The 12,080-nt window shown below is 61.1% G+C and carries 10 protein-coding genes and 1 pseudogene; 7 read left to right on the top strand and 4 right to left on the bottom strand.

What is annotated here, in order from left to right; genetic code table 11:
- Both G7076_RS10155 and G7076_RS10160 read left to right on the top strand, forming a co-directional pair.
- Nucleotides 1-483: a hypothetical protein gene (locus G7076_RS10155; RefSeq protein ID WP_166202538.1), complete on the top strand. Its 483-nt coding sequence runs from the start codon at nucleotides 1-3 to the stop codon at nucleotides 481-483.
- Nucleotides 484-610: 127 nt separating this feature from the next.
- Complete coding sequence (locus G7076_RS10160) at nucleotides 611-850, top strand: hypothetical protein (RefSeq protein WP_166202540.1); 240 nt, start codon at nucleotides 611-613, stop codon at nucleotides 848-850.
- Nucleotides 851-856: 6 nt separating this feature from the next.
- Here G7076_RS10160 and G7076_RS10165 read toward each other — a convergent pair whose 3' ends face one another.
- On the bottom strand, nucleotides 857-2,032 hold the full coding sequence (locus G7076_RS10165) for an acetate/propionate family kinase (RefSeq protein ID WP_166202542.1): 1,176 nt from the start codon (nucleotides 2,030-2,032) through the stop codon (nucleotides 857-859).
- Nucleotides 2,033-2,044: 12 nt separating this feature from the next.
- Nucleotides 2,045-2,992, bottom strand: a pseudogene (locus G7076_RS10170) (phosphate acetyltransferase); the annotation flags it as partial.
- 283 nt (nucleotides 2,993-3,275) lie between these two features.
- On the opposite strand from G7076_RS10170, the gene G7076_RS12225 reads away from it, so the two are divergent.
- Genes G7076_RS12225 through pflA form a run of 5 tightly spaced genes read left to right on the top strand, consistent with a single transcriptional unit; the run spans nucleotide 3,276 to nucleotide 9,298 of the window.
- Nucleotides 3,276-4,028 (top strand): serine dehydratase beta chain, encoded by a 753-nt coding sequence (locus tag G7076_RS12225; protein WP_206367528.1) that lies wholly within the window; start codon nucleotides 3,276-3,278, stop codon nucleotides 4,026-4,028.
- 5 nt (nucleotides 4,029-4,033) lie between these two features.
- A complete protein-coding gene (locus G7076_RS12230) occupies nucleotides 4,034-4,873 on the top strand; it encodes an L-serine ammonia-lyase, iron-sulfur-dependent, subunit alpha (protein ID WP_206367529.1) in 840 nt (279 codons plus the stop codon).
- Nucleotides 4,874-4,922: 49 nt separating this feature from the next.
- Nucleotides 4,923-6,170 carry an MFS transporter gene (locus G7076_RS10180; protein WP_166202546.1) on the top strand — a complete coding sequence of 416 codons (1,248 nt, stop codon included), beginning with the start codon at nucleotides 4,923-4,925 and terminating at the stop codon, nucleotides 6,168-6,170.
- Between the two features lie 22 nt (nucleotides 6,171-6,192).
- Nucleotides 6,193-8,451 (top strand): formate C-acetyltransferase, encoded by a 2,259-nt coding sequence (gene pflB, locus G7076_RS10185; protein ID WP_166202548.1) that lies wholly within the window; start codon nucleotides 6,193-6,195, stop codon nucleotides 8,449-8,451.
- On the top strand, nucleotides 8,444-9,298 hold the full coding sequence (pflA, locus tag G7076_RS10190; protein ID WP_166202550.1) for a pyruvate formate-lyase-activating protein: 855 nt from the start codon (nucleotides 8,444-8,446) through the stop codon (nucleotides 9,296-9,298). The genes pflB and pflA overlap by 8 nt, the downstream gene beginning before the upstream one ends.
- Here pflA and G7076_RS10195 read toward each other — a convergent pair.
- Both G7076_RS10195 and G7076_RS10200 read right to left on the bottom strand, forming a co-directional pair.
- Nucleotides 9,295-9,885 carry a hypothetical protein gene (locus tag G7076_RS10195; RefSeq protein ID WP_166202552.1) on the bottom strand — a complete coding sequence of 197 codons (591 nt, stop codon included), beginning with the start codon at nucleotides 9,883-9,885 and terminating at the stop codon, nucleotides 9,295-9,297. The two genes, pflA and G7076_RS10195, sit on opposite strands and share 4 nt — an antisense overlap.
- Nucleotides 9,886-10,016: 131 nt before the next feature.
- Complete coding sequence (locus G7076_RS10200) at nucleotides 10,017-12,080, bottom strand: response regulator (protein WP_166202554.1); 2,064 nt, start codon at nucleotides 12,078-12,080, stop codon at nucleotides 10,017-10,019.

Raw genomic sequence — 12,080 nt, forward strand, 5'->3', positions numbered from 1 at the left:
ATGGACGACGATTCGGAGATCGAACGGGAAATTCGGCAGGGGCGGAAGTTCAACCCGCAAGACGCGCTCGCCAAAATGGCTGGCCCAGGTGCGATGAAGGGCGCTTCGCCGGTGTCGCCCGTACGGCAGGCGGAATTGGAAATCGGCACGTGGCTCAAGTTGCACGTGCCCGACACTCCCGGCGCACTGCAGCTGCTGCTTCATCGTCAGGTCAAGGGAAGCCCGCGGCTGCTAGAGGATCTCGATCATCCGCTGGCTGCGCTTCGGATTGTCTGCGAGGAAATCCTGGCTTCGGAGTATCGATTGGCAGAGCTGGTTCGTGAAGCCGACATGGAATGGGGCCGAGCGGTGGACGAGCGCCCCCATTTCGACCGCCCGTGCGCCAAACCGGATCCAGATGATCCCTACACTTTGGAAGGCGTGCGGCAGTTGCTGACCGACATTGTCGGCAAGCTTTCCGGCGCTGCGCAGGGCGAGCTGTAGGGTCTTTCCCCGATAGGCGGGCGCAACCCGCAAAGATACGCCGGAAACCATGTCACGCCGCGTCTTTTCTTTCGATCGACTTTCAAGGCAGCCAGCCCCGGCGAACCCCCGCGAAACGGCGGCCGCGGTGTTGACGACCGACGAACTGGAGCGCGGTCTGCAGGCGCTTCAGCAACCGGAGACCGACTCGAGTGACTTTTGGACGTCGAACGGCCCTGCGTTTCGCGAGACGATCCGGCTCGCGATCCGCGAGACTTCAGGGGCGCTCCTTCATCACGAGATGTCGGCCGCGTTGCGCGCGGAACTGGAATGCCAGCTGGTGTGGCTCGAGAATTACTTGAGCCCCAATCCGCAAAAGCTGAACTAGCCGTCCTTAGATATCAAGAAGGCCGGCGGTGCTCCGTGCGATGACACGCTCTTCGTCGGTGGGCAGCACCCAGATCGGAATTCGGGATTTGTTGGCCTCCACGCGGGAATCCGCAGCGCAGTTGGCGGTCTCGTCGATGACCGCTCCGAGCCATGCGCAACCCGCGATGACCTCGCTCCTGGTCTTCGAGTCGCGCTGACCGATGCCTCCCGTGAAGACGATCCCATCGAGCCCGCCGAGGGCCGCGCTAAGCGATCCGATTTCGCGAACGATCCGATATATGAAGAGTTCGATCGCTTCGCGGGCGTGCGGTTCCGGCGATGCGCGAAGAGTTCGCATATCGGATGTGATTCCGGAGACACCAAGCAGTCCCGACTTCTTGTAGATCAGGTTCTCGATGTCCCTGACATCCAGCCCCTTTTCGTCCATGAGATAGAGCAGTACGCCGGGGTCGATCGAACCACAGCGCGTTCCCATCATCAGACCTTCGACCGCAGTAAAGCCCATCGTCGTCACGACACTTCGGCCATTCTCGATCGCGCAAAGGCTGGCGCCATTGCCGAGGTGAGCAATGACGATTTTCTTGTCAGCATGCTCGGGAGCGATGACGCGCAGTCGACCGCTTACGAACTCATAAGACAGTCCGTGGAAACCGTAGCGCCGAACGCCAGCGTCGCTAATGTCACGGGGCAATGCGTACGAGTAAGCAAGCGGCTTTTGCGTTTGGTGGAAGGCGGTGTCGAAGCAGGCGACTTGCCGAAGCTCCGGCGCTCTCTCGGCCATTGCCTTGATAGGCGCCAGATTGTGGGGCTGATGAAGGGGGGCAAGTGGGGAGAGTTTCTCGAGCCGAGCGAAGATTTCCGGCGTAACGACAACCGGCGCCGCGAACTCGGATCCGCCGTGGACGACGCGGTGCCCGATACCTTTGACGGTCGAGCCCGGGAGCTGTTCGCGAGCGAGAGCGGCTATCGCCTCCATCGCTTCGGCGTGACCGAAGCCCTCCGGCGAGAAGTTCTGGCTGGCAAGCTCGGTTCCGGAGCCGTCGCTGGCGCTGAGCATCGGGGAAACGCCGATCTGCTCGACCTGGCCACGAAGAAGCAGGGAATCGTCGCCTGCGGTATCGTAGATTCCGAATTTCACGCTGGAAGAACCAGCGTTCACGACGACGATGCACTCAGCCATGGCGAGGATAACCTATCGAATTGCGGCCGAGGTGCTGGCGCGACGCGCCGCGACCAGCCGCTGCGCGACCGCGCAGGAGGCAAGGCGCGCCATCTCCTCGTCGGCCCGGCTGGTCAGGATGATCGGAACCTTGGCACCGAGCACGATCCCCGCAGCGTCAGCGTCGGCGAGAAACGATAGGCTTTTTGCCAGCATATTGCCCGCCTCAAGATCGGGCACGACGAGAATCGTCGCGCGTCCTGCAACGGGCGAATTGATCTTCTTGATGGCGGCCGCAGCCGGGCTGATCGCGTTATCGAGCGCGAGGGGGCCGTCCAGTTCTGCACCGGTGATTTGGCCGCGATCCGCCATCTTGCACAAGGCGGCTGCCTCTAACGTCGACGGCACATCAGGATTTACGCTCTCCATTGCGCTTAGGATCGCCACGCGAATTTCCTTCTGCCCAAGCGCCTGAGCGAGATCGATCGCGTTTTGCGTGATGTCGACCTTTGTCTTGAGGTCGGGCGCGATGTTCACTGCCGCATCCGTAATGATCAGGGGCTGATCGTGATCCGGCACATCCATAATGAAGCAGTGGCTGATCCGCCGGGAAGTGCGCAGGCCTGTATCGCGTTTGACGACTGCACCCATCAGTTCGTCGGTGTGAAGGCTGCCCTTCATCAATGCCTCGGCCCGACCTTCGCGAATGAGCTCGACCGCCCGCGCCGCCGAATCCTGGCTGAAGGCAGCATCAACAATCTCGAACCCGCTTATGTCGAGATTATGTTTCTGAGCGACCTCGCGGATTCGAGCGGCCGGACCCACCAAGACGGGGTCGATCAACTTTCGCTCCGCGGCTTGGACCACGGCTTGAAGGGAAGCTTGGTCGCACGGATGTGCGACTGCGACCTTTATCGGCGGAAGGTTCTTGGCAGTCTCCATAAGGTCGCGGAATTTGTCGTGAACATTCCGAATCTCTGGAGCGGCGGCATCGACCAATGACATCGGTCTTCTCCTCGTCGTGCTTTCGCACAAGCTAGGGTCGCCGAACGGTGAGGAATATCGGGGTATGTCCCGACGAGTGGGCAACCAGCGCGGCATTCGCCTGAATGGCGGACTCAGCGTTTGCCCCCTGTCATTCCGGGATTCACCCCGATGCAGCCCCTTCAGCCCGGGCGATATAGCCATGGGCGATCATGAGCCGAGGACTGCGTTACCCGAACGTGGACTGGCGGTTCGCTCGTCGGCTTAGGGAGCGGAAGCGATGGACAACGAAATCGAAATCGAAAGCAGTTTTTCATTACCCGAACTCGATTTTTCCGATCCACCCGCGGGCTCCGACCGGCGCACGTTCATGGTCCGTAGCGCAATGGCTACCGCCATTGCGGCGCTTGGGGGCGTCCCGAACCCCCTGTGGGCACAGTCGCAGGCCGGCCCGCCTCTCGGTTCGCAAGGGGTCGATCCAAACCTCCAGGTAGTCAAGAACAGCAAGGGTCCAGTGATGACCCTAGTCGACGAGTTCTACAAAGTGGGTCCCGGCCCGTCCTCGTCCCACACCATCGGGCCGATGCGGATCACCTACGACTTCTATCAGCGTGCCATCAAATTGCCGGCCGACCAATTGGCCCGGGCGACGGCACTGAAGGTCCATCTGTTCGGAAGCCTGAGCGCGACCGGAAAGGGCCACGGCACCGAGCGAGCAGCTCTTGCCGGACTCATCGGACATGAACCGGCCACCATCGATCCCGTCGCTGTTCTCGACAAGATGGCGGCTGAGCCGGACAAGGTTTACCCCGTCAAGCTCGGCCCGAAGACAATCGACGTGTCGCTAAAGGACATTATCTACGATGCCACGAAAGGTGACTTCCATCACCCGAATACGATGATCGCTAAGCTCATGGCGGGCGACAAAGTCTTGATGGAGCAGGAATATTACTCTGTCGGCGGAGGCTTCATCGAATGGAAGGGCTACACGCCTCCTAAGAAGAACCCCCGAAATATCCCTATTCGACGATGAAGGAAGTGCTGGAGCACACCAAGCGCGACAACATCACCCTGGCCGAGCTCGCCTATGCCAACGAACTTGCCATATCCGGCCGGGACAAGGCGACGATCGACGCTTTCCTGGACAAGATACTGGGAGCGATGCAGGCGACGGTTAAGACTGGGCTCGCCGCCCCGACGTCAACGCTTCCGGGACCGATCAAGCTGAAGACCAAGGCCGGTGACGTGTTCAAGAACGCCATGAAGGAGCCGCTGCCCGCTAGGCGTGGTATCGGCGTCCTATCGGCCGCCGCCCTTGCCGGATCCGAAGAGAATGCCCGGGGTCATCTCGTTATCACTGCGCCCACTGGCGGTTCTGCTGGGGTGATGCCGGCGGTCATCTACTCCCTTGGCCCCGATGGCGCGAAGAAGTCGCAGCAGAAGCTCCGCGAGGCGCTGCTTGCCGGGGCCATCGTCGGCTATCTGTGCAAGCACAATGCGACTTTGTCGGCTGCGGAAGGCGGCTGCCAGGCGGAAATCGGTGTTGCTTCGGGAATGGGCGGAGCGGCGATTGCCGCCGCTCATGACGACCCGCCGCAAATTTCGGCCAACGCGGCCGGTGCCGCGCTCGAACACCACCTTGGCATGACCTGCGATCCGGTCGCGGGCTTCGTCCAGATCCCCTGCATCGAGCGATGCGCGTTTGGCGCCGTCAAGGCTTGGACCGGCTATCTCATTGCCCGGAACGAAGTATCCGCGAACAGACGTGTCGATATCGATTCGGTGATCACGGCCCTTGCGCAGACCGCCAAGGACATGAACCCAAAGTATAAGGAGACGTCGGAAGCCGGCCTCGCTCAGTCACTCGTACTTTGTTGAGGGATCGAAAGGCGTGACCGCAACCGCTCAGCGGTCAGGAGCCAGGGCGGTGGCGGGTACCATCACCGCCGCGTGGCTCCTGACGTCGCTGTTCTACTTCTACCAATATTCGATGCGCTCAGCGCCCGCCGTCATGGTGCCCGAACTTTCGAGCGCGTTCGGGATGAGTGCGGTCGGAATCGCCTCTCTTATCGGGCTTTTCTATTGGGCATACGCACCGTTCAGCCTGGTGGCCGGGGTGGCGATGGACCAGGTCGGGCCGCGAGCGGTCGTCCCGCTAGGCGCCGCGACGGTTGCGGTTGGCGCCCTGTTGTTCTCGACTGGCGACCCGACACTCGGAAGCATCGGACGATTCCTGCAAGGTGCCGGCGGCGTCTTCGCTCTGATCGGGGCGGTTTATCTTGTCAGCAATTTCATGCCGGCTTCGCGAGCTGCTACACTGGTCGGTGCAACCCAGATGTTCGGCATGGCCGGAGGTTCGGCCGGGCAATTCGTGGTCGGGCCGATCATCGGCTCCGGCGTGTCGTGGGATACCTTCTGGCTGTCGATGGGCATCGCCGGCCTGCCTATCGCAGTCCTGCTATATTTCCTGATTCCCGGCCGAAGCGGGGCTACGACCCACAAGCCGGACCTGCGCGCCGCGCTCCGTGGATTTGGGGCGGTCTTCAGGAACCCGCAATCGATACTGTGCGGACTTATCGCCGGGCTGATTTTCATCCCCACGACGATTTTCGACATGGTCTGGGGCGTACGCTACCTTCAGGAGGCGCACGGACTCCCGTACGAAGTCGCGGTGCTTCGCTCGGCAGCCGTTCCATTCGGCTGGATTATTGGCTGCCCGCTGCTCGGCTGGCTTTCGGACCGGCTGGGGCGGCGCAAGCCGGTGATCGCCGGCGCCGCGATGTTGCTGCTCGTGACACTGGCATTTGCGCTGTACGGCCCGGCCGGGGTCTTGCCGCCATTTACGATCGCCCTTGTGGCAGGAATTGCATCAGGCGCTGCAATGATCCCGTACACCGTGGTCAAGGAAGTGAACCGGCCAGAGCATAGTGGCACGGCGACCGGCGTCATCAACTTTGTCAACTTCTCGCTGACGGCAATTTTCGGTCCGCTGTTCGCCGCTCGTCTCGTGCGCGTCAGCGAGGGTGCCGTGGAGCGAAGTCTCGCGGATTACCAGGTCACCTTCATGCCGATGCTGATCGGCGTGGCCCTGGCGATCGCGCTGACGCTTTTATTGCAGGAAACCGGTTCGAAGGTGCGCGGACCAAAGACCGCTCAAACACTCGCGACCAGCTGAATCCAAAGGACGGAGACCAACAATGTCCACGACCGTGCTCGAGCCCAAATCGAAAGAAAAGGGAAAGTCGCGCCGTCCCTTCGTGCCAGGATTATGGATTAAGGAAGTCAACGTCCGTTATTTCATCAAGCAGAACTACACGCCCTATCACGGCGACGACGGCTTTCTTGCCGGGCCGACCAAACGCACCCTCGGCATCTGGAAAAAACTGACCGACCTGTTTGTCGAGGAGCGCAAGAAAGGCGTTCTCGACGTCTCGCAGATCCCAAGTTCGATCACCGCCCATGATGCCGGGTACATCGACAAGGACCGTGAAATCATCGTCGGACTTCAGACCGATGCGCCACTGAAACGCGCGATCATGCCCAACGGCGGGCTGAAGATGGTCACAAACGGGCTTGAAGCGTTCGGCTATACTCCCGACCCGAATGTGATCGAGACTTTCACGAAATATCGCAAAACCCACAATGCGGGCGTCTTCGACGCCTACACGCATGACGTCCGCAAGTGCCGCAGCAGCCACGTCCTTACCGGACTTCCCGACGCCTACGGCCGCGGACGGATCATCGGCGACTATCGGCGGGTGGCGCTTTACGGCGTCGACCGGCTGATCGAGCAGAAGCAGAAAGAGAAACTCGCGCTCGATCTCGAGTGGTCGACCGACGACATCATCCGCGACCGCGAGGAATTGTCGGAGCAACTTCGCGCGCTTGACGAGCTGAAGGTAATGGCGGCGAAATACGGGTTCGACATTTCCCGGCCTGCCGAGAGCGCGAGGGAAGCCGTGCAGTGGCTCTACTTCGGCTACCTCGCGAGCGTGAAGGAGCAGAATGGCGCAGCCATGTCGCTGGGTCGTGTATCCACTTTCCTCGACATCTATTTCGAACGGGACATCGAGGCCGGCCTGCTTACCGAGGAAGAGGCGCAGGAGATCGTCGACGATTTCGTCATCAAGCTTCGGATCGTCCGCTTCCTGCGTACCCCGGAATATGATGACCTGTTCGCCGGGGACCCGACGTGGGTCACGGAATCGATCGGCGGGATGGGCGATGACGGAAGGCCGCTGGTCACCAAGACAAGCTTCCGCTTCTTGCAGACGCTTTACAATCTGGGTCCGGCGCCCGAACCGAACCTGACCATCTGGTATTCGCCCGAACTGCCGGAGGGCTTCCGCCGCTTCGCAGCGAAAGTGGCGATCGACACCAGTTCGATCCAGTTCGAGAATGACGAGATCATGCGCCAGGCATGGGGCGACGACGGCGCCATCGCCTGCTGCGTCTCGCCCATGGCGATGGGCAAACAGATGCAATTCTTCGGCGCCCGGGCCAATTTGGCAAAGTGCCTGCTTTACGCCATCAACGGCGGACGCGACGAGATCTCCGGAAAACAGGTCGCCCCGGCTACCGAGCCGGTCAAAGGCGATTATCTGGAATTCGACGACGTCGTCGAGCGCTTCGAACGGACGATGGACTGGCTGGCGAAGACCTACGTCTCCGCGATGAACGTCATCCACTACATGCACGACAAATACGCTTACGAGCGGATCGAGATGGCGCTTCACGACTATGCGCCGCTTCGAACCATGGCGTTCGGAATAGCCGGAATGTCGGTTGTCGCCGACAGCCTTTCCGCGATCAAATATGCCAAGGTAAAGGTGAAACGGGACGAGACCGGGCTTATCACCGATTACGAGACCGAAGGCAGCTTCCCGCTGTTCGGCAACAACGACAACCGGGTGGACTATTTCGCCGCTTGGCTGGTCAGCACGTTCATGGCGAAACTGCGGAAGTATCCGACATATCGCAACGCGCTCCACACCCAGTCGGTGCTTACGATCACTTCGAACGTCGTATACGGCAAGGCGACCGGCAACACGCCCGATGGCCGTCGGCAGGGAGAGCCATTCGCGCCGGGCGCCAATCCCATGCATGGCAGGGACAGTCACGGAATCCAGGCATCGGCGGCCTCGGTTGCGAAGATTCCTTACCGCGACGCGCAGGACGGCATTTCGCTAACGACGAGCCTGGTGCCGACAGGCCTCGGCCGGACGCCGGAAGATCGAATCGAGAACCTTACCGCTATCCTCGACCGCTTCTTCGGCACGACCGGCTATCACATGAACATCAACGTCCTGAACCGCGAGACGCTGATGGACGCGATGGATCATCCGGAGAAGTATCCGAGCCTGACGATCCGTGTTTCCGGTTACGCGGTCAACTTCGTCCGCCTGACGCGCGAGCAGCAGATGGACGTCATCAACAGGACATTCCACGGTGAGTGAAGTGACCGAACATCCCAGCGCCCAGGGCGTCCCGCTCGAGGCGAGCTCGCCGTTCGAAATGCGCGTGCAACTTGGCGAGCACGTTCCCGAGACGGACGTTCGCTCGGCCCTTAGGTCCGGCGACATGGGCTTCCTGCACAGCTTCACGACAGGGTCCGCGGTCGACGGTCCCGGCATACGGCTGGTGGCCTGGACGACGGCCTGCATGTTTCGATGCCAGTATTGCCACAACCCCGATACCTGGACCCTGAGCAATGGCATCCCGGTCGCACTCGAGAGGGCGATCGAAGAAGTGCAGAAATATGCCAACGGCTTGCGGGCAATGCGCGGCGGTTTCACACTCTCGGGTGGTGAACCGTTGATGCAGGACCGGTTTGCCGCCCGCCTGTTCGCGGCCGTCAAGGACATGGGCGTTCACACTGCGATCGAGACGAACGGCTATTTCGGCGACCGGCTCTCCGATGAAGAACTACGGTCGATCGACCTCGTCATTCTCGACATGAAGGCATTCACGATCGACCAGCATCGCCGGGTCACAGGTTTGCACAACGAAGAGGTGATCGAATTCTGCAAGCGTCTGGCGCGGCTGAGTCGGCCGATGTGGCTTCGCTATGTGCTTGTTCCCGGGCTTACCGATATTCCCGAAGAAATGCGGAAGGTCGCCGACTTCGGGGCATCGCTGGGGGTCGTGAATCGGGCTGAGATTTTGCCTTTCCACCAATTGGGCAGATTCAAATGGGAAAAGCTCGGGCTGGACTACCACCTGGCGGCAACGGAGCCGCCCTCGGCTGAGTTGGTTGCACAGGCGGTCGGGATTTTCCGGGAAGCGGGCCTGGACGCGAGCTAGCCGGCGCGGCCCCGAAGCCTTGCTTCAATCGTCCCCATGACGGTTTCCTCCGACCCGGAGACGCCATCGCCGAGACCGAGTAACCTGGCGATCTCGCTTCCAGAGCCCGCCGCCACTTCGTGGCAGGCGTGAACAATCCGCTCGATCCGCTCTTCCCGCTCCACATGGGGCAAGACATCGAAGCCCGCCTTTATTACGTCCAAGGCCGTGTCGAAGAGGGTGTCGGACGGCCTCTGCTCCAGCCACGAAAGGAGCTGGTCGTGCGCCGGGGTCCCGCTGGCGACACCCCGGTCATGCGCTAGGCGAAGCACGGCTTCACGCTCGTGCTTTCCGACTTTTCCCTCTGCCCACGCGACCTGGACGAGAGGTGCAAGCAGGAAGGCCGGAGCGGTTTCCGCCGTGACCCCGGATTCACGAGCGCTTGCCAGCAGCTCCGGATTGTCGACCTGTAGCTTGTCGCGCAGTGCAATAGCTATTTCGTCGAGCGATGCGCCATGACGAAGCTTGTCGAGAAGCTTGGCATCCTGCTGACGGAAATAGCTTTCCTCGAGAGCCTTCTCGCGGTCGCCCATGAAGCCCTTAGTCATGCCAACTCCCCTTCGCTGCCCACCGTGATCCCGGCTGTCCGGCGCGCCCGTCCTGAAACCGTGGCAGACGTTAGAGAGTGAGCCGGACCGAGAATATCAGGTCAATTCCTTACTGGGAACTGGAATGGCGGTCATGCCTCCCCGGATTGCCTGCGCAGCACGGGTTCAGTCGAATCCACGGAACTTCCGGGCTCATCCGGCCGACCGCCAAGTACCGCGACGAGTTCGTTGAGGGCGATCGGCTTGCGCACAAGCGCTGTATGCTGGTCGTGAGCATCGAGCGCATCGTCATCCGCATATCCGGTCATTAACACCGCCCTAATCGCCGGCAGTACGGTGCGAACCGCGCGAATGGTCTCGAGACCATTCATTCCGGGCATCGCATAATCGGACAATATGACGTGCGGCTTGTCCCCTGCCGCCCTTGCAAGCTCCAATGCGGTCTCGCCGCTCCCCGCGATTTCCACATTCGCCCCAAGGTCCCTGAGCTGTTCGCCGATGACGGTTCGGACCGCCTCGTCATCATCGACAAGCAGAATGCGAAGATCGCCGATGCTGGATGCGACTTGGATTGTGGCTGGTGCCTGGACCGGGGCTTCTCCGGTCGACGGCAGGAGGATCTCGATCGATGTCCCCAGTCCCGGCTTGCTGTTGACAGTAAAGCGGCCACCAGACTGTTGAACGAATCCTGCCACCATCGATAGGCCTAGACCCGTCCCTTTCCCTGCCTCTTTCGTCGTGAAGAAGGGCTCGGTGACACGGTCGATAATCTCCAGCGGTATGCCCTGCCCTTCATCCTTCACCTCGATCCGAATCATCGGCTCGCTACCCTGGACTGGATGAAGTTCGGCGATCTCGACACTCACCGTTCCGCCGTCTGGCATCGCGTCGCGCGCGTTGATGATCAGGTTGACCAACGCCAATTCGAGCTGAGATTTATCGACGAAGGGATAGCGCGTCAGCTTCTGACAATGCCAATCGACCTTCACCCGCCCGCCCAGCGTCGGCGAAACCAGCCCACGCACGGAATCGCACAAGTGAGTCGGGTCGACGCTGGCGGGAGTCAGGTCCTGTTTTCGTGCGAATGCCATCATTCGCCGCACGAGTTCGGCACCCTGTTCCGCGGCATGCCGCATCTGGTCGACAATAACCTTGTCCCGTTCGCCAAGGTCCAGGCGGCGCTGGAGAAGGTGAAGGCCGCCGAGCATGGATGCCAAGAGGTTGTTGAAGTCGTGAGCGACCCCGCCGGTGAGCTGTCCGATGGCGTCCATCTTCTGGGCCTGGAGAAGCTGGTTCTCGAGTTCCCGGCGATCGCTGATATCGAAGAACGAGCCGGCAAATTCGACTGGCTCCCCGTTCCTTCCGCGAAGGAGAACGGCCTGATCATGAAGGTGCAGATAATGCCCTTCGGCGCATCGCCAGCGATAGTGGATGGACCAGCCGCCACCTTCGACCCGGTCATTGAGATTGGCGAGCACGCGCTCGCGGTCGTCGGGATGTATCCGGCTTTCCCAAAAGTCATCTTCAGCCTCAACGTCGGCGAAACTGTAGCCGGTTACACGCGACAGGTTTTCGCTGACGAACGAGGGCCGCCGCCGCTCCATCCGAAGTGGTTCGAGATAGAGGACAATCGGTAGGGATTCGATGATCGCGGCCTGCCGCTGCTCGGCGAGGCGAAGCTCGCGCTCGACGGTGATCTTCTCGGCCCGCGCACGCAGATGGGCGTCGACCAGAGACTGCTCCCGCCGGCGCTTGTTCTCGATCTCGACCCGCATCTCGTAGAGGTCGACGAAGACCTTCACCTTCGACTGCAAGATGACGGCGTCGACCGGCTTGAAGACGTAGTCCACCGCACCCATCGCATAGCCCCGCATCAGGTGCTCGGTCTCCTTGTTGACCGCCGACAGGAAGATAATCGGAATCCTGGCGGTCTGTTGCCGCTCTCGGATGAGCTGCGCCGTCTCGTAGCCGTCCATCCCCGGCATAAAGACATCGAGTAAAATGACCGCGAACTCGCCTTCCAGGAGTTGCCGCAAGGCTTCACGGCCTGACGACGCGGTGACGATATCGGCAAGGCCGCTGAGCACCTCTGAAAGGGCGAGGAGATTTCGCTCATCGTCGTCGACAAGCAGAATTCGTGCCCGGGCAGCACTCGTATCGTCCGCCACGGCCTTCAATCCGTTGCGCTTCGCCAT

Origin of the sequence: Sphingomonas sp. HDW15A (assembly GCF_011301715.1) — a bacterium.
GTDB lineage: Bacteria > Pseudomonadota > Alphaproteobacteria > Sphingomonadales > Sphingomonadaceae > Sphingomicrobium.

Coding starts and splice junctions, on each gene's coding strand:
- G7076_RS10165 (WP_166202542.1), bottom strand. CDS start 2,032: ATGGCTGAGTGCATCGTCGTCGTGAACGCTGGTTCTTCCAGCGTGAAA.
- pflB (WP_166202548.1), top strand. CDS start 6,193: ATGTCCACGACCGTGCTCGAGCCCAAATCGAAAGAAAAGGGAAAGTCG.
- G7076_RS10200 (WP_166202554.1), bottom strand. CDS start 12,080: ATGGCGAAGCGCAACGGATTGAAGGCCGTGGCGGACGATACGAGTGCT.
- G7076_RS10195 (WP_166202552.1), bottom strand. CDS start 9,885: ATGACTAAGGGCTTCATGGGCGACCGCGAGAAGGCTCTCGAGGAAAGC.
- G7076_RS10155 (WP_166202538.1), top strand. CDS start 1: ATGGACGACGATTCGGAGATCGAACGGGAAATTCGGCAGGGGCGGAAG.
- G7076_RS12225 (WP_206367528.1), top strand. CDS start 3,276: ATGGACAACGAAATCGAAATCGAAAGCAGTTTTTCATTACCCGAACTC.